At 64.2% G+C, this 18,066-nt stretch carries 14 protein-coding genes and 1 tRNA gene; 7 read left to right on the top strand and 8 right to left on the bottom strand.

The genetic code is table 11. The annotated features are described in order from the left end of the window. Positions 1-5: 5 nt before the first annotated feature. From NJF35_RS13125 to NJF35_RS13105, 5 genes are all read right to left on the bottom strand, one after another. Complete coding sequence (locus NJF35_RS13125; protein ID WP_253091158.1) at positions 6-1,460, bottom strand: alginate export family protein; 1,455 nt, start codon at positions 1,458-1,460, stop codon at positions 6-8. Beyond that, complete coding sequence (locus NJF35_RS13120; protein WP_225788426.1) at positions 1,457-2,908, bottom strand: tetratricopeptide repeat protein; 1,452 nt, start codon at positions 2,906-2,908, stop codon at positions 1,457-1,459. The genes NJF35_RS13125 and NJF35_RS13120 overlap by 4 nt, the downstream gene beginning before the upstream one ends. A gap of 22 nt (positions 2,909-2,930) precedes the next feature. After that, complete coding sequence (locus tag NJF35_RS13115; RefSeq protein WP_225788425.1) at positions 2,931-4,094, bottom strand: PilZ domain-containing protein; 1,164 nt, start codon at positions 4,092-4,094, stop codon at positions 2,931-2,933. A 16-nt stretch (positions 4,095-4,110) separates the two neighbouring features. Beyond that, a complete protein-coding gene (locus tag NJF35_RS13110; protein WP_225788424.1) occupies positions 4,111-5,643 on the bottom strand; it encodes a glycosyltransferase in 1,533 nt (510 codons plus the stop codon). 92 nt (positions 5,644-5,735) lie between these two features. Then, a complete protein-coding gene (locus NJF35_RS13105) occupies positions 5,736-7,043 on the bottom strand; it encodes a nucleotide sugar dehydrogenase (protein WP_225788423.1) in 1,308 nt (435 codons plus the stop codon). A 607-nt stretch (positions 7,044-7,650) separates the two neighbouring features. Between NJF35_RS13105 and NJF35_RS13100 the strand changes: the two genes are divergently transcribed. From NJF35_RS13100 to NJF35_RS13080, 5 genes are all read left to right on the top strand, one after another. Continuing rightward, complete coding sequence (locus NJF35_RS13100) at positions 7,651-8,034, top strand: helix-turn-helix domain-containing protein (RefSeq protein WP_225788422.1); 384 nt, start codon at positions 7,651-7,653, stop codon at positions 8,032-8,034. Between the two features lie 136 nt (positions 8,035-8,170). After that, positions 8,171-8,809 (top strand): UvrY/SirA/GacA family response regulator transcription factor, encoded by a 639-nt coding sequence (gene uvrY / locus NJF35_RS13095; RefSeq protein WP_054892718.1) that lies wholly within the window; start codon positions 8,171-8,173, stop codon positions 8,807-8,809. 6 nt (positions 8,810-8,815) lie between these two features. Beyond that, entirely contained in the window at positions 8,816-10,639 is a 1,824-nt protein-coding gene (gene uvrC, locus NJF35_RS13090) for an excinuclease ABC subunit UvrC (RefSeq protein ID WP_253091157.1), read from the top strand. 33 nt (positions 10,640-10,672) lie between these two features. Continuing rightward, positions 10,673-11,233 (top strand): CDP-diacylglycerol--glycerol-3-phosphate 3-phosphatidyltransferase, encoded by a 561-nt coding sequence (gene pgsA, locus NJF35_RS13085; protein WP_225788420.1) that lies wholly within the window; start codon positions 10,673-10,675, stop codon positions 11,231-11,233. A 64-nt stretch (positions 11,234-11,297) separates the two neighbouring features. Next, positions 11,298-11,373: transfer RNA gene (locus tag NJF35_RS13080), tRNA-Gly, on the top strand. A 207-nt stretch (positions 11,374-11,580) separates the two neighbouring features. On the opposite strand, the gene NJF35_RS13075 is transcribed toward NJF35_RS13080, so the two are convergent. Continuing rightward, a complete protein-coding gene (locus NJF35_RS13075; protein ID WP_253080464.1) occupies positions 11,581-12,255 on the bottom strand; it encodes an NADPH-dependent F420 reductase in 675 nt (224 codons plus the stop codon). Positions 12,256-12,446: 191 nt separating this feature from the next. Between NJF35_RS13075 and nhaA the strand changes: the two genes are divergently transcribed. Continuing rightward, complete coding sequence (gene nhaA / locus NJF35_RS13070) at positions 12,447-13,805, top strand: Na+/H+ antiporter NhaA (protein ID WP_225788414.1); 1,359 nt, start codon at positions 12,447-12,449, stop codon at positions 13,803-13,805. Between the two features lie 20 nt (positions 13,806-13,825). Further along, complete coding sequence (gene bla, locus NJF35_RS13065) at positions 13,826-14,701, top strand: class A beta-lactamase (RefSeq protein ID WP_410900262.1); 876 nt, start codon at positions 13,826-13,828, stop codon at positions 14,699-14,701. A 137-nt stretch (positions 14,702-14,838) separates the two neighbouring features. Here the strand turns inward: bla and NJF35_RS13060 are convergent, their stop codons facing one another. Together NJF35_RS13060 and NJF35_RS13055 are read right to left on the bottom strand one after the other, a co-directional pair. Next, entirely contained in the window at positions 14,839-16,125 is a 1,287-nt protein-coding gene (locus NJF35_RS13060; protein ID WP_253091156.1) for an OprD family porin, read from the bottom strand. Between the two features lie 144 nt (positions 16,126-16,269). Continuing rightward, positions 16,270-17,871, bottom strand: a complete 1,602-nt coding sequence (locus NJF35_RS13055) for a BCCT family transporter (protein ID WP_253091155.1) — start codon at positions 17,869-17,871, stop codon at positions 16,270-16,272. Positions 17,872-18,066: the final 195 nt, after the last annotated feature.

Below are 18,066 nucleotides of genomic sequence, written 5' to 3'. Positions count from 1 at the left end.
CGTCCTTAGTAGCTGATCACCACGCCGACGCTCAGCTGGTAGTCATCGCCGGTCTTCAGCGCGCTGCCGGCATTGAGGTAGCTGGCGCTGACCAGGGTGTTGACGTCCAGGTGCTTGCCATCGATGGCCACCGGAAACATCTTCCAGTAGTAGTTGAGGTCGACCATCTGCCCGACGTTGTCACCCTTGCCGTACAGGCCCCGGTCGAGCTGGTTCTGGCGCCTGGAGCGGGAGTCGGCGGCCATGCGGATCGGCAGTACGCCATCCTCGTCACGCAGGTTCAGTTGGGTGATACGCAGGTCCAGGGCGCTGCGCGGTGTCGGCCGGGTTTCCAGGGCGATGCCGTAGTAGCTCAGGTTGCGCAGGTCGAGGCTGACGAACGAGCTGGTCAGGCGCGTGCTGTAGGAGCCCTGGCGGGTGATGCGGTCGGACTGGATCGGGTTGAAGCGAAAGCCGTCGTTCTCGTCACCGGGCTTGTCGGTCAGGCCGCCGCGCAGGGCGATGCGTGGGGTCCAGGGCAAGGCGTCGAAGCGCTTGCCGACCTCGCCGAGCACGGCCCAGCCCTTGCTGTCGTGGCCGGTGGTGGTGACGCCACTCTGGGTGGTGTTGTCCATCTTGCCGTCCAGTGCGGCCAGCTCCAGGTGGTAGTCGCTGAACACCGGCAGGGCGAGGTTGTCACCCTTGAAGAACAGGCCGTAGCGCAGGCCCTTGAAGTCGTAGCGGTCGTCGATGTCGTGGTCGCTGCGGTCGTTCTCGTGCATCAGGCGCACACCGATCTTGTTGTTCTGGCTCCAACGGTAGGCGTACTCACCCATCACGTAGAGCGTGCGCTCTTCGCTGGCGGCCAGGCTGTTCACGTCGGTGTTGTAGTTGTGGAACTTCTGGCCGACGGCGAGGAAGGCCTCGGAGAAGGTGTCCTGATAGTTCAGGCGCAGCGATTCGAGGCTGTCGTCCCACCAGATGCCATAGTCGTCCCAGAAACGCTGGCGGCCGATGGACAGGGAGAAGCGTGGATCGTCGCCGATCAGGTTGCGCTTGACGTACAGCTCGCGCAGCTCGGCATACCAGCCTTCAGGCTGCTCGCGTTCGTTGTCGTTGGTCGACTCGCTGGTGAGGTTGCTCGACTGGCTGGTGTCATAGTTCAGCCACAGGCGACCGTAGACCATCCACTTGGCCCAGCGTTTCTCCGGCGCGTACCAGGCGAACGAGGGCTCGTAGCGCAGGCTGTAGAACATTTCGCGGTTGCGATCGACCTGGGAGTCCTCCGGCCCGTAGCCGGTCTGCACGGTGAGCTTGTTGAAGAACTCCGAGGTGATCACCGGTTCGCTGCCGTCGGTGGGGGCCACGCGCACCGGTTCGGTGCTGTCGGCCTCGGGGCCGGTGATCTCCTCGGCCGCCAGCGCCGCGGGCAGCGGGGCCAGGGCGAGCAGGGCGCCGAACAAGGGGTGATGGGCTTTCACAGGTTGGCCTCCTTCAACAGATCGTTGCGTGCGGCCAGGGCACGCTCGATGTCATCCTTGGGCAGGGTCTTTTCCAGGCGCTTGATCAGGCTGCGGGCGCCACGTTCGCCCAGGTTCAGGGCGATTTGGGCATAGGTGTAGGCCTTGACCGGGTCATGGCAGATGGCACGGCCGTAGGCGTGCAGGGTGGCCATGCGGTACCAGGCGGCGGTGGAGCCCTTGGCGGCTTCTTTGCGGAACAGGGCCAGGGCCTTGTCCTGGTCGGGCTGGTCCGCCACGCCCTTGCTGTAGTACTCGGCCAGCAGCAGGCCGGCGTCGGGATAGCCGCTCTCTTGCAGTTCGTCGATCAGCGCGCGGGCTTTGTCCGGGTCGAGGGTCAGCCAGTTGTTGACCATGTAGAACGACGCCTGCAGGGCCTTGGCCCGGGTCGGTTCGCGCTGGCGGACCTGGTCGATCAACGCCTGGGTTTGCTCGGCGTTGTGCTCGGTCGGGTTGGAGATCATGTAGTTGGCCTTGGACACCATGGCCGGCACGAAGCCACGGGCCACGGCGGCGTCGCGCCAGCGCTGGACCTGGGCGGTGGCTTGGGCCAGGGCATCGGCCTGGGCCTGCTCCAGGGCCAGTTGCCTGGGCGTTGGCGCAGGCTGCCCGGCCGCTGGCGGGTTGGCCTGGCGGGCGTAGCGGTCGGCTTCCTGCTCGGCACGTTGCACGCTGGCAATGCTGTCGAGCAGCGAGGCGATGCGGTGCACGATCTCCACCGGCAGTTGCGCGCGCTCCGCCTCCAGGGCCGTGGCGAAGGCCGGGAAGGCCCGGTCTTGGTCATCGCCCAGGAACCGGTAGTAGCGATCGACGGCACGCGCATCGACCCGCACGGCTTCGCGGTACCAGCGCTCGGCACCGGGGCGATCGTCCTGGCGCTCGGCCAGCACGGCGCGGTACAGCTGCGGGCGGCAGTTGAGCAGGCAGGACTGTTCGTACAGGCCCAGCAGCTGCGAGGCCTGCTCCACATCGACCAGCTCCGGATAGGTCAGGAACACTTCCAGGGTGGTGCTGGCGTTGCGTGGGTCGAGGCGGCTGGGGTACCGCGTCAACGCCTGTTCCATCCACGGGCGCTGCGCCTCGCGCAGGCTCGGCGTGCGGTCGATCAGGCGTGCCAGCGAAGCCAGCGCCGGGACCAGGCCGCGGCCGTCGGCGAAGGCCGCGTGGTACAGCGCGACCACCTCCTGGCGGCTGGCGCCGTCGCGCCCGGCCAGCACATCGCCCAGCAACAGCGTGCTGGCCAGGTCGCCCCGGGCCGCCAGCGCACGCAGGTCGGTGGTGACCTCGGCGCTGGGGTTCTTGTACAGCGCATAGCGGATCTGCTCCAGGCTCTGCCCGGCACAGGCCACGCCGGCACAGGCCAGGGCGAGGCTGGCCAGCAGCAGGCGGGAGGGCGTCATCACGGTCATGGCGTCATGGTCCTCGCCCGTTTCAGCGTGCGCCGCCGAACGGCAGGCCCAGGTACAGGTCGACCGCCACCGCCTTCTGGTAGGCCGCGGCCGGCAGCGGGCTGTCCGGCTGGATGGTCAGGGCCAGGTTGCGGTTGATCTCGTCGACCCGGGCATCGACCACCTTGCCGCCGTAGTGTTCGTCGAGGCCGAACACTTGCATGTCCACCGAGCGCACACGGTCGACGTCGGCCAGTTTGTCGAACGGCACGTTGGCGCGCACGAACAGACCCTGATCCTTGGGCAGCAGGTGCATCAGCGGTGCTTGCTTGTAGCCGTAGCCGTCCAGGCGTTGGGCCGGGTAGTAGACCTGGCAGTCGCAGGGGCTGTTGATCACCGTCTCGATGGTGGCACGGCCGAGCAGGGCCTGCAGGTCGCCAGGGGCCAGGTCGGCCAGGGCCTGCATGTCCGCCGGGCTGGTGAAGCTGGTGGCCAGTTGGGTGGAGATGCTGGCCAGCGGTTGGCCGGCGTGGACCTCGGTGGCCCCGGCGGGCAGCAGGTACTTGACGTAGCCGTTGTCCGGCATGCTGATGACCTGGGCGTTGGTCGCCACTTGGGCCTGCACCGCCGGAATGCGGAAGAACAGCAAGTAGCCCTTGTACGCCACGAAGCCCAGGGCGGCCACGCCCGCGGCGGTGTACAGCAGGGTGCCGGCCATGGCCTTGAGGCGGTCGCCTGGGGTGCGCGCGGTGGCGTACTTCTGCTTGCGCTCCTTGATGTAGTTCTCGCGCTGCATCACGTTGAACAGGCCATTGATGTCGGCGATCTCGCCAGACATGTAGGCGTTGATGAGGTAGCGCAGGATGTCGCGCTTCTGTGCGTCGAGGTCGACGAACTGGGCGCCAACCTCGCTGCCGCGCTGGGAGACGATGCGGATCTTGCCGTCGATCGACAGGTCGACCTGGTTCAGGCGTAGCAGGATCGAGGCATCGTACAGGCTGCCGATCTTCAACGGTGCCTCGTGGAGCAGGCCCATGCCGCCCAGGGAGATGTCCTGCAGGGCGGCCTCGAAGGGCGCCTGGCCGCTGCCGGACAGGCGTACGCGGGCGTTCATTCGGGTGCGTACGTACTGGCGTTCGTCGATCGCCTCGTGGACGATGTTGGCCGCGGTCTTGCCGGGGGCCACGGGAGTGTTCGAGCTACTCATGTGCAGGCGCCTTTCCTTAACGTTGCGTGAGTTCGAGAAGTACGGTGATGACCCCGAAGAAGATGGCGATGGAGGAGCACAGCATCGCCTTCGAGGACCAGCGGTTGAGGGTGGCGTCGAAGTCGACGCTGCCGGTGGCCAGGGTGGTTTTCTGCCGCGTCCAGCTCTGCTGGTCCATGTGGAACATCGCGTAGACCTTCATCAGCGAACCGACGATCTGGTTGTAATAGAGAACGAAGGGGTACATCGGGCTGACCGGGTGCCCGGCGAACACGAACAGCACGGTCACCAGGCTGCGCGACAGCAGCACCCAGAACAGGTACACCAGCAGGTACTGGATACCGAACACCAGGCCTGCCACCACCGAGGCGGTCAGGCCCATCAGGCAGGTCCACATCGATACCCGCTGGTCGAGCAGCACGTACAGGGTGAACAGGCCCAGGCGCGCACGGCCGAGCAGGGCGGTGGCGCGGAAGTTCTGCCGCAGCGAGTTGCCGTACCAGCGGAACATCAACTGGCGAGTGGCGACCCAGAAGCTGTCGCTGGGCGGATGCTCGACGGTCAGGGTATGGCTGTCGGGCACATAGAAGGTGTCCCAGCCGGCACGCATCAGCGACAGCCAGCTGGACTTGTCGTCGCCGGTGAGAAACTGGAAGCGGCCCAGGCGCCAGTGCTCGAGGAAGTCGGCCTCGACGTCGCGGATGAACTCAGGGTCGGTCATCACGCTGGCGCGGAAGAACGACAGCCGTCCGGTCAGGGTCAGTACCCGCTGCGACAGGGCCATGGAGCACATGTTGATGTGCCGCTGGACGAAGCGCATCGAGTGCCACTGGCGCATCCAGCGGCTGCCCTCGACCTCGCAGAATTCGTTGGTGGTCAGGCCACCGACGTTTGGCAGCAGGGCGAACAACTTGACCGCGCGCTCGACGCAGCCAGGCAGCATCATGGTGTCGCCGTCGACCACGCCGACCACCGCATCGTCCAGCGGCATCTGCCGGGACAGGGCGCGGAAAGCATGGGCCAGGCCGTCGCGCTTGCCGGTGCCTCGGGCCCGGACGATCACCAGCTTGATGTCGTCGCGGCCTTTGACCTCGTTGCGCATGATGTCCTTGATGAAGGTCTCGTCGCCTTTCTCGACGATCGAGGCGATCACCGTGCACGGTACCTTCAGCCGCTGCACTTCCTGGAACACCGACTGGTAGACCTTGAAGGTGGTCAGGGTCGGGATGCGGAAGCTGGTGACCACCATGAACATGTGCGAAGGCAGCGCCGCATCGCCCATGCGTTCGACCTGCCGGCGCAGGCGTGGGAACCGCCAGTGCAGGAAGTACATGCCGCGCAGGTAGTGGACGATGGCATTGCCGTAGCGCCACATCCCCAGGGTACCGATGATGAAAATGAACAGATGATGGTTCGGGTCCAGGTACTGCGGCGCGACCATCTCCGACGCCAGCGCGATCAGGCCGGCCAGGCAGGCCCAGGCGCAGAAGCTGACGCCCGCGCGCAGGTAGCCTGGTGCCTCGAAGGGCCGCTGTTGCTGTCGTTCCATGTAGCCTTTGCTCCTGTCTCGGGTGCCCGAGCCCCGCGCCGGACAGGCCGGGGCCTGTAGCGTGCGGGGCAGGGGGGCGATGCGCGCGTCGATTACCAGCAGATACCCTGGCGCTGTGTGTCGCTGACACCGGGCATGAAACCGACCAGGTCGATGACCTGCTTGCCGGTGCCGGCTTCCAGGGCACGGCTGAAGCGCTCGTCGTTGTTGCCCAGGACGATCACCTCGGCCTCGTCGATCACCCGCTCCAGGTCGCTGTGCAGCAGCGAGGAGACATGCGGGATCTTCGACTCGATGTAGTCGCGGTTGGCGCCGAAGACACGGGCGTACTCGACGTTGGCGTCATAGATACGCAGGTCGTAGCCCTTGCCGATGAGCTTCTCGGCCAGGGTGACCAGCGGGCTTTCGCGCAAGTCGTCGCTGCCGGCCTTGAAGGCCAGGCCCAGCAGGGCGACCTTGCGCTTGTCCTGGCGCTCGATCATGTCGAAGGCATGCTCCACCTGGCTGCGATTGCTGGCCATGATCGAGGCCAGCAACGGGTGCTCGACGTCCAGCTGGCTGGCACGGTAGGTGAGGGCGCGCACGTCCTTGGGCAGGCACGAGCCGCCGAAGGCGAAGCCCGGGCGCAGGTAGTAGCGCGACAGGTTGAGCTTGTGGTCCTGGCAGACCACGTCCATCACTTCGCGGCCATCGACGCCCGAGGCCTTGGCGATGTTGCCGATTTCGTTGGCGAAGCTGACCTTGGTGGCATGCCAGACGTTGCAGGTGTACTTGATCATCTCGGCGACTTCGACCGACTTGCGGATCACCGGTGCGTCGAGGCCCTGGTAGAGCGACTCGAGCAAGTCGCCCGAGTGGCTGTCCAGCTCGCCGATCACAGTCATCGCCGGGAAGTCGTAGTCCTGGATGGCCGTGCTCTCGCGCAGGAACTCCGGGTTGACCGCCACACCGAAATCGACGCCGGCCTGCTTGCCCGAGTGTTGTTCGAGGATCGGGATCACCACGTTCTTCACCGTGCCCGGCAGCACGGTGCTGCGGACCACGACGGTGTGGCGGCTGTCCTTGTCGCGCAGCGCGGTGCCGATCTCGCGACACACCGCTTCCATGTACACCAGGTCCAGGTCGCCGTTCTTCTTGCTCGGGGTGCCGACGCACAGCAACGACAGGTCGGTGGTCAGGATCGCGGCCTGGACGTCGGTGGTACCGCGCAGGCGGCCCTGGCGCACGCCATCGAGCAGCAACTGCTCCAGGCCGGGCTCGACGATGGGGGACTTGCCCTGGTTGATCAGGTCGATCTTCGCCTGGGAGATGTCCACACCCAGCACATGGTGCCCACGGGCCGACAGGCAACCGGCGCACACCGCGCCCACATAACCAAGTCCAAAGATACTGATGTTCATAGATCCCTCTTCCCAGGCACGGCGCAAGGCCGGCCGAGATACACAGTTCAAGAAGTTGTCGAATGGGCAGACGCGCAGAAGTAAGCCGCACTTGTACGTGGCGTTTGGGCTATTTCTTGGTGGTCTTTTTATATCCTAATGTTGTTTTTGTTAGTGCCGCAAGCGTTGCTATCTGCGTGCTCTGAAATACTCTAATTTAGTCTTGTTAAAGTTTAAAAACTGTTAAAAATCAATATGTTAAAGTTTGTTATTAGTTTGTCGTCAAAAAAATGATATCGGCGCGCATGTCGATAAAATGGCGTCAATCTGACGATTTTCAGGGCGTTTCCGGGGCTGTCCAACCCCGTGGTTTTTCATATTCATGTGTTCCCGTTAACTTTCGTGACTGCGTTTAGTTAGTTTCGAGAGACCTTGATGCACCTGTTGGGCGCGGGTTTTCACGTTTTCATGGGGCCATGCGGTATTGGGGGCGCCTTGCGCGATTGCACTGGCAATGATGGCTTGCAAACATTGGATCCAATGCTCATAGTGCCAACTGGATTTGTGGCTATTCACTCGGATGTCTCATGCATCCATAGGCATGTAAGGGAAAGGGGAAGTGATTCAGATGAAAGGATTCGGTCCGCGTTTGAGGGAAGAACGCGAGCGGTTGGGGCTGACCCAGCGGGGGTTCGGTGTGATCGGTGGTGTCGAACCCAATGCTCAGGGCAAGTACGAAAGCGGCGAGCGCACGCCACGGGTCGATTACCTCGCGGCGGTGGCCGCCAAGGGTGTGGATGCGCTCTATGTGCTCAGTGGCGTGCATACCCCCGCACCGCTGGAGAGCCTGAGCACGGAGGAAGACCGTCTGCTCGGTGCCTTTCGCCGACTGCCCCGGGACGATCAGGAAGCTGTCTGGCATCTGCTGAGCCGCCTAGCGGGAGAGGCCGACCCGGACCCGAGGGTACGCAAGCTCGACCGGCGCAGGCTGTTCAATGACGCGTTGCGCTAGTGGCCTGTACGAGCGCGTGCAGCTTGGCCTCTGCGTCCATACCGGGGACACGATTAACCGTACGGGCCACTAGGTCCGTGATGAAAAATTTTGTTAAGGTGGCGGGATCCAATCGCCCCACTGACGAGGTGTCTGCTTGATTAGGGTCCTGGTGGTCGACGATCACGATCTGGTGCGTACCGGCATTACGCGCATGCTGGCCGATATCGATGGCTTGCAGGTGGTGGGTGAGGCGGATTCCGGCGAGGCGGCGCTCAAGCTGGCTCGCGAGTTGAAGCCGGACGTGGTGCTGATGGACGTGAAGATGCCAGGGATCGGCGGCCTGGAGGCGACACGCAAGCTGTTGCGCAGCCATCCGGACACCAAGGTGGTGGCGGTTACCGTCTGCGAGGAAGACCCGTTTCCCACCCGCCTGCTGCAGGCCGGCGCTGCCGGCTACCTGACCAAGGGCGCGGGCCTCGACGAAATGGTCCAGGCCATCCGCCTGGCCTTCGCCGGGCAGCGCTATATCAGCCCGCAGATCGCCCAGCAACTGGCGCTCAAGTCGTTCCAGCCCCAGGGGTCGCCGTTCGATGCGCTGTCGGAGCGGGAGATCCAGATCGCCTTGATGATCGTCGGCTGCCAGAAGGTGCAGATCATCTCCGACAAGTTGTGTCTGTCGCCCAAGACCGTCAATACTTACCGTTATCGGATCTTCGAAAAACTCTCGGTCACCAGCGACGTCGAACTGACCTTGCTGGCCGTTCGCCACGGTATGGTCGACGCAAGTCTATAGCTCTTCATGTCGCAAAATTTTGATGCAAGCGCGTTCCTGGCGACCTGCAGTGGTCGCCCGGGCGTCTACCGGATGTTCGACGCCGAGGCGCGGCTGCTCTACGTGGGCAAGGCCAAGAACCTCAAGAAGCGCCTGGCCAGCTATTTCCGCAAGACAGGGCTGGCCCCCAAGACCGCTGCGTTGGTAGGGCGTATCGCCCAGGTCGAGACCACCATCACCGCCAACGAGACCGAGGCGCTGCTGCTGGAGCAGACCCTGATCAAGGAGTGGCGGCCGCCCTACAACATCCTGTTGCGCGACGACAAATCCTACCCCTATGTATTTCTGTCTGACGGCGCTTTCCCACGCCTGGGTATCCACCGTGGCGCCAAGAAGGCCAAGGGGCGTTACTTCGGTCCGTATCCCAGTGCCGGTGCCATCCGCGAGAGCCTGAGCCTGCTGCAGAAGGCCTTCTCGGTGCGCCAGTGCGAGGACAGCTACTACGCCAACCGTACCCGGCCATGCCTGCAATACCAGATCAAGCGCTGCAAGGGCCCTTGCGTGGGCCTGGTCGAGGCCGAGGAGTACGCCGAGGATGTGCGCCACTCGGTGATGTTCCTCGAGGGCCGCAGCCAGCAACTGGGCAACGAGCTCAATGCCGAGATGGAAAAGGCCGCTATGGCCTTGAACTTCGAGCGGGCGGCCGAGCTGCGCGACCAGATCGCCCTGCTGCGTCGGGTCCAGGACCAGCAGTACATGGAGGGCGGCTCGGGCGATGTCGATGTGGTGGCGGCCTTCGTCAACCCGGGCGGTGCCTGCGTGCACCTGATCAGCGTGCGCGGCGGCCGGGTGTTGGGCAGCAAGAACTTCTTTCCCCAGGTTGGTATCGAGGAGGAGGTGGCCGAGGTCATGGCCGCGTTCCTCTCCCAGTACTACCTGGGCAACGCCGAGCGCGAGCTGCCCGGTGAGCTGATCGTCAACGTAACGCACGAGGACTTCGCCGCCATCAGCGAGGCCGTGCAGACCCTGCGCGGTCGCGAGCTGGCCATCAGCCACCGGGTGCGCGGCACTCGCGCGCGTTGGCAGCAACTGGCCGTGACCAACGCCGAACAGGCCCTCAACGCCTGTCTGGCCAACCGCCAGCACATGGCTGCACGCTTCGAAGCCCTGGCCCAGGTGCTTGGCCTCGACGAAGTGCCGCAGCGCCTGGAGTGCTACGACATCAGCCACTCCAGCGGCGAAGCCACCGTGGCCAGTTGCGTGGTGTTCGGCCCGGAGGGCCCGCTCAAGTCCGACTACCGGCGCTTCAACATCGAGGGTGTCACCGCCGGCGACGACTACGCTGCCATGCATCAAGCCTTGATGCGCCGCTACGGGCGCATCAAGGAGGGCGAGGGCAAGCTGCCCGACGTATTGCTGGTGGACGGCGGCAAGGGGCAGTTGAACATGGCCCGCGACGTCATGCAGGCGCTCGGCCTGACCGAGCTGACCCTGCTCGGCGTGGCCAAGGGCGTGACCCGCAAGGCAGGCTTCGAGACCCTGTACCTCAATGACGTGGCCCACGAGTTCACCCTCAAGGGCGACTCCCCGGCGTTGCACCTGATCCAGCAGATCCGCGACGAAGCCCATCGTTTCGCCATCACCGGCCACCGCGCCCGCCGTGGCAAGGCCCGGCGCACCTCGAGCCTGGAAGACGTGGCCGGGGTAGGGCCCAAGCGTCGCCGCGACCTGCTGAAACATTTCGGTGGCCTGCAGGAACTCAATCGTGCCAGCATCGATGAGATCGCCAAGGCGCCGGGGATCAGTAAAAAGCTTGCCGAGTCGATTTATGCCAGCCTGCATAGCGAGTAGAATGCCTGGCTCAACCCGCAGCCAGTCGTACCGATGAATATTCCAAACCTGCTCACCGTTCTACGCGTTCTGCTCATCCCGATCTTCATCCTGCTGTTCTATGTGCCCTATCACTGGAGCTACATTGCCGCCAGCAGCGTGTTCGCCATCGCGGCCGCCACCGACTGGCTCGACGGCTACCTGGCACGCCGCCTGCAGCAGAGCACGCCGTTCGGTGCCTTCCTCGACCCGGTGGCCGACAAGCTGATGGTCGCGGTGGCCCTGGTGCTGCTGGTGCAGGTCCATGCCAACTTCTGGCTGACCTTGCCGGCCGCGGTGATCATCGGCCGCGAGATCGTCGTCTCGGCTTTGCGCGAGTGGATGGCCGAGCTGGGGGCGAGGGCACACGTGGCGGTGTCGAGCCTCGGCAAGTGGAAGACTGCCGCACAGATGCTGGCGCTGGTGATCCTGCTGGCCAACCCGCCGGTGCTGAGCTTCTGGGTGGTGCTCGGCTACGGCTTGTTGCTGGTCGCGGCCGGCTTGACCCTGGTGTCGATGGTCCACTACCTGCTGGCTGCCTGGCCGCACCTGCGGGAAGGCTCGGAGCAGAAATAAAAGTTTTTTGAATCAAGGGGTTGACGTTATTTGGCAGATCGCTAGAATGGCAACCCATCACGACGCGGGAATAGCTCAGTTGGTAGAGCACGACCTTGCCAAGGTCGGGGTCGCGAGTTCGAGTCTCGTTTCCCGCTCCAAGATTCGATCCCTAGGTGTTCTGCCGGGATCAAAAGAAAGAGGCCTTATGGCCTCTTTTTTTCGTTTCTGCGCCAGGCATTACAGCCTGTCGGCATTGGAGCCGCTTCGCGCCCCATCGCCGGCAAGCCGGCCCACAAGGGCCGGCGGTGTTCACGACACATGTGCCGTGCAGAGGGCCAGGGGCGCCGGCTTGCTGGCATGGGCTGCTAGCGATCCAGTTGGCGCTTGAGCTCAGCCTCGTTCCAAGCGCCACTGAGCGGCCCGCCCGGCAACCCTTGATCGGCTCGCGCCAGCGGCAACAGCACTGGTATGAAACCGGCATCGTGCACCAACCGGGCGCCCAGCGCCCGGGCTTGGGCGTCGTCCGCGAAGACAGGGATTGCCTTGCCCTGGCCGGATTGGTCCTTCATCGCTGCGTAACCTATGGCATTGAACGCCCGCACCAGGTGCACCCCGGGCAGGTAGTGCCGGTCCGCCAAGGCGACGCCCTGGGCCAGCGCCTTGCGCCCGGTTTCGCCGTCACGGCCGCTGAACGGGTTACTGGTGCTGAGGACCACCTTGCCGTCCAGCTTGCCCTTGAGCTGTTCGGCGAGTGCGGGCATGGCGCCGTACGGGACGCTCAACACGATCACCTCGCCCCATGCCGCGGCCTCGTCGACCGAGCCTGCCCGGGCATTGGGGCCGGCAGCCTTGGCCAGATCCCCCAACTGCTCGGGGTGGCGTGACGAAAACATCACCGAGTGCCCGGCCTTGGCCCATAGCGTGCCAAGCGTACCGCCGACGTTACCGGCGCCGATCACACCGATCCTGAGGGTGTCGGCCATCGCCTGGCCTGCACACAGGGCCAAGCCTGCGAATATCAGCAAGAAGATCCTCGACATGCGCTGCGCTCCTGGGTGGGAAACGGTCTTGTGAACACCGTAGTAGGGCCAGGGCATAAATGAAAGGCGCGCAGTCGTTCACCTCGATCCGGTTGTCCGGTAGACTGTGCCGCGGGTGCTAGCTGCATGAAGCAGTGAGGCAGGTTAAAGAGCAACGCAGGTCGGGCCGCCATGCGGGAGTTCTTGCGCCTATGCAAAAAACACAGGTACCTCGCGCCCAGCAACTGGCTGAGCGTGCTTTCGCCAACTTCGAGCGTTTTCTCCATATCGAAGCCGTCAGCGGCATCGTCCTCCTGATCGCCGCGATCGTTGCGCTGATCTGGGCGAATTCGCCCGCGGCCGACAGTTACGAGGCCCTCTGGCATACCCCGCTGACTATTGGCATCGGTTCGCTGGTGTACTCGCAGTCGCTGCATTTCTGGATCAACGATGGCCTGATGACCATATTCTTCCTGGTCGTGGGCATGGAGATCCGTCGCGAGATCCATGAAGGCGCGCTTTCCAGCTTGCGCCAGGCCACGCTGCCCATGGCGGCGGCAATCGGTGGGGTGGCCGTGCCCGCATTGATCTACCTGGCGTTCGGCCATGCGCCGGCGGAGCAGCAGGGCTGGGCCGTGCCCACCGCCACCGACATCGCCTTCGCGGTTGGCGTCCTTGCCTTGCTCGGCAAGTCGATCCCTTCGAATGTCCGCGTTTTCCTGCTGGCCCTGGCGATCATCGATGACATCATCGCCGTGCTGATCATCGCCTTCTTCTACTCGGGAGGCCTCGACTACAGTGGCTTCGGCGTTGCCGCGATTGGCCTGCTGATGGTGATCGGGCTGCAGAAGATCGGCATCGGTTCGGCGTACGCGTATGTCATTCCCGGCGCCATCACCTGGCTGGGCATCCTGATGACCGGCGCTCACCCGACGTTGGCAGGCGTAGTGCTCGGTCTCATGACACCGGTCGTCGCGATGCCCATGCGTGAGCGTCCGCTCGATGCCATCACGCGTTTCACGGATGAACTGCTCGGCCGCGCGAAGGCCCCTGAAAAGGGCGCCAGCGACCTGATGGACCCGCTGAAGCGCCTGCGGTTGGCCCAGCGCGAACTGCTGCCACCGGTCGTGCGCGTACAAGGTGCCCTGCACCCTTGGGTGGCCTACGTCATCATGCCGATCTTCGCCCTGGCCAATGCCGGTGTCGGCTTGTCAGGTGTCGACCTGTCTGCCGCAGCACCGCACTGGGTGATGATCGCCGTCGCCGCCGCGCTGGTGCTTGGCAAGCCCTTGGGGATCTTCAGCGTGAGCTGGCTGATGGTCCGGCTGGGCTGGTGCACCCTGCCTTCGGGCGTGACCTGGGGTGGCATCACCCTGATCGGCCTGTTGGGCGGCATAGGCTTTACCATGTCGATCTTCATCGCCAACCTCGCTTTCGTCGACCCAGGCTCCCTGGGCGCTGCGAAACTCGGCGTGTTGTCTGGCTCGGTAACGGCTGCCGTGCTCGGCCTGGCATGGGGTGTCTGGGGCATGCGGCGTGCTGCTGCACGCCGCAAGGTCGAAGCGAATTGATCTTCTCCAGGGAATACACCATGAAGCCGACATTCAGTCGCCGCCAACTGATCCAGGGCGCCATGGGGGGCTCGGTCATGCTGGCAACGCCCGCCTGGGCGTCCGACCCGGTTCACCAGCGCTTGCAGCACCTGGAGCAGGCGTTGGGCGGTACCCTGGGGCTTTGGGCGCTCGACACGGGAAGCGGCCGGCAGTTGTCTTATCGCAGCGAAGCGCGTGCCGCACTGTGCAGTACCTTCAAGGTCGTGCTGGCCGCTGCCATCCTCCAGCAGGACCAGGCCGAGCCCGGCCTGCTGGAGCGCCGCATCGCCTACACCGCCGAGCAGTTGGTGGTCTATTCGCCTGTCACCGAAAAGCATGTCGCAACGGGCATGAGTGTCGCTGAGCTCTGTGCAGCGGCACTGCAATACAGCGACAACACGGCGGCGAATCTCTTGCTGGGAGTGGTCGGTGGGCCGTCGAAGCTCACCGCCTATGCCCGCAGCATCGGCGACCCGGCCTTTCGCCTCGATCGATATGAACCGGCGTTGAACAGCGCGCTGCCCAATGACCCAAGGGATACCTCCACACCCTTGGCCATGGGCGTCACCCTGCAGCGCCTGCTGTTGACGGATGGCCTGCCGGCGGCGGCCCGACTGCGCCTGCAGGACTGGCTCAAGGGCAATACCACAGGCGATACCCGTATCCGCGCCGGCTTGCCTGAGGGCTGGGTGGTTGGCGACAAGACCGGTTCGGGTGACTACGGCGTTGCCAATGATGTCGGGATCATCTGGCCGCCAGGGCAGGCGCCCTGGATTCTGGCGATCTATACGCGAGGCCGGGACAAGACTTCACCTTGGCGTAGCGACGTCATTGCCGAGGCGACCCGTGTGGTCGTGGAGGCCTGGAAGGTGTGAGGGGTTGGCTGGGGTCCTGACATCACTGGTGTATGGCAAGGGTTCTTCACAAAGCTGGGCTGTGCTGTTGCTATGAGAGCATTTGGGGCTGGAAATCCTGGGGCCGCTTCGCGGCCCCTAATGATCACTGAATGCCTTCAGAAGAAATCATAGGGATACTGCACGATCAGCCGCAGCTGGTCGGACGAGCTGTCCGACGCCTGGTTGCCGATGCGATGGCTGGCATGGCGCAGGCGCAGCGACAGCCCTGCCAGCGAGCCACCCTGCACCACGTACTTGACGTCTACATCCCGCTCCCAGTGCTCCTCGCTGCTTTCACTGCCGTAATAGGCGTAGGGGCTGCCTGCCGGCATGTCGCTGGCGTCCACGCCCGTTCCCTTGATGTAGCGCATGCCGAAGCTCAGGCCCGGGACGCCGAGGCCGGCCATGTCCAGGTTGTAGAACGCTCCCCAGGAGCGTTCCTTCGGGCCATTGAAGTCCACCAGTTGCGACGAGTTGGCCAGGTAGATCGAGTCATGGTAGGTGCCCGGCCCCATGCCCAGGTAGTCGAAGGGCACGTCGCCATGGTTCTTCTGGTAGCTGAGCTTGAATGCATGGGCGCCCAGGGTGTAGGTGAGCGCCATCGACCACGCCGTGGTGTCGATTGGCCCGGCCAATGCCGAGCCGGTGTCGTCGGTCTTGTACAGGTTCAGGTCGACGCCCAGGCTCTGGCCTTCAGCCAATGGCTGGATGTAGGTCAGGCCACCATAGTACTGGCGCCAGATGTCCCGGTAGTCGGCTGCATAGAGGCTTAGGCTCAGTGCATCGCTGGCAGCGTAGCTGCCACCGGCGAAATCCACGGTATCGGTCGCCACGCCGGCATACGCGGCGTAGAAGTCATCGGAGGCGTTGGTACTGTTGAAATCCTTGGCGGCGGTCAGGTGGCCCGCCTCGAGCATCAATCCGGCCAGTTCCTGGCTGGTTAGCCACAAGCCCGTGGCCGTAGCCGGCAGCACGCGCGTATCGGCGGGGGCGAACACCGGGTTGTACGGGCGCAGGTTGTTGCCGAACTTCAGCTCGGTGGCCGACACCCTGGCCTTCAACGCTCCGCCCGCCGAGCCGGAAGCATCGGCCGTGCCGTCGCCGTCGGGCACCAGCACCCCCGCTGTGCCCGAATAACGGTCGTTGCCGTACAGCTTGAAGACCTGGTAGCCGCTCAGGTCGACGCCAAAGCCGAACAGGCCCTGGGTGTAGCCCGAGGTGTAGTCCAGTTGCAAGCCCTGGCCCCATTCCCGGCGATCGGCACTGCCGCCATGGCCGTCATGGTTCCAATAGAGGTTTCGCGCCAGCAGCTTCAGGTGTCCCCTTTCGACGAAGCCCTCTTCGGCGGCCTTGGCCCCGGCGGCGACCAGGCCCGACAGTGTCGCGCAGGCCAGCATACCCATACCACGTCCACTTCTTCTCATTATTGTCTCCCGCAGGATCATCTTGATGGCAGCAGCACCCGGGCACCTAGGTGCTGAGCAAGCGCTGGCGACCGCGAACATGCGCAGGCGATCGCACAGCGTGTCTGGAAACGGAGGAGGGGATCAGTCGGCAAGCCCGGCCCTGGATACCGGGCGGCCGCTCAATGGCATGGATACGTCGTCATCGCCGATGCCCACGAGCCCCTCGTTGGATAGCGCCTCGATGCGGTGGGCGGGCAGGTGCCCGTAGTCTTCGCGCATCCACTTGAGCAGCCCATGCATCTTCACCAGCAACACCAGGATGAAGGGAACGGCTGCCAGCGAGACCACGGTCTTGAGGGTGTGCAGTGGCGCGTCGATGTACAGCATGGCCAGGGGGATGGCCGCGAGCATCACGCACCAGAACAAGCGCAAGCCGGGCGAGGGATCCTCTCCCTCCTGGAGGTTGCGCATGCTGGTCGCGGCGATGGAAAACGCCACGGCGTCCAGGTGCGAGGCCAGGAACACTAGCATCAGAAAGAAGTACACCAGGGCTAGCACCTTGCCCATCGGCAGGCTGAGCAGCAGCATCGATACCACTGCCTCGCCGCCTGAGTCGTCGAGCAGTGCTGGCGAATCGATCACTCCGCCGAGGAACTGGGCGATGGCAAAGCTCTGCAGGCTGCCGAAGAACACCCAGCAACCGGCGCAGCCGCCCAGTACCATGGCGCAGATCACTTCCTTGATCGTGCGCCCTCGTGATACGCGGGTGACGAACAGTGCGACCCCCGGCGTGTAGGTGACCCAGAACAACCAGTAGAACACCGTCCAGCCCCGGGCGAATTCACCGGAGCCTACCGGGTCGGTGGCCAGGCTCATATGCACGAAGTTCTGCATCATCAGGCCGACGGCGTTGGCAACGTTGTTGAGAATGAAGCCGGTCGGGCCGAGCGCCAGGACGATGATCGCGAACACCAGGGTCAGGCCGCAGGCCGCATGGGCCAGTCGCTGCATGCCGCTGCCGATACCGATCCACGAACTGACCGAGAACACCAGCGTCACCGCGATGACCAGCGCGGCTTCCAGGCCGAAGCCCTCGTCCAGGCCGAACAACATCGATAGCCCTTTGGAAATGGTCGATGAAGACACCGTGATGGTGAGGATCAACCCACCGAAGGTCGCTAGCAGGAAGATCACATCGATCAGCCGGCCTGCCAAGCCCGCTGAGCGAATGCCGGTGATGGCCTCCACGGCGGCAGACAGGCTCAGCCCCGGGTTCTTGCGCACATGGAAGTGGTAGGCCATCGCCAGCGAGGCGATACCATAGATGGCCCAGGGCGTGATGCCCCAGTGGAAGAACGAATAGGCGATGCTGAACTCCAGCGCTTCCTTGCTGCGCGCGACGATGCCCAGCCCGGGGCTGACGTAGTAGAAGGTCCATTCCATGAACGCCCAGTACATGGTGGCCGACCCCAGCCCGGCGCAGATGAACATGAACACCCAGCTGACGTTGCCATATTGCGGCTTGCCCTCGCCGAGGCGGATGTTGCCGTACTTGCTGAAGGCGATCCAGCCAATCAGTACCACGCACAGGAAGCCGATCATCTGGATCACCGCGCCAAACACCCGCGTCGTCGCTTCGAATGCCTGGTGGGAAAGCGCCATGGATTGCTGGGGGAAGAGCATCAGGCCGGCGACCGTGAGGCCGATCACCAGGATGCTGGACAGGATGAGGGGGATGTCCACGCGGTGGACGGCGGGCACGCGGCGTTTTGAATCGGCTCCAAGCATCACGACCTCTCGGTTCTTGTTATGGCGGCCAAAGGTGACAGGGGCTTGCGGCGGTGCGCTCTCCACCAGCCAGCTGACCTATTCATGGTTTTTATGGGATAGTGACGCAGCCCAGTCTCGCCATTGCTGCCCGATTGGGTAAACCCCACG

Source organism: Pseudomonas guariconensis, assembly GCF_024127895.1.
Classification (GTDB): Bacteria; Pseudomonadota; Gammaproteobacteria; order Pseudomonadales; family Pseudomonadaceae; genus Aquipseudomonas; species Aquipseudomonas guariconensis_B.
The sequence above is the reverse complement of the archived record's forward strand: the minus strand, read 5'-3'. Positions and strand labels throughout refer to the sequence as shown.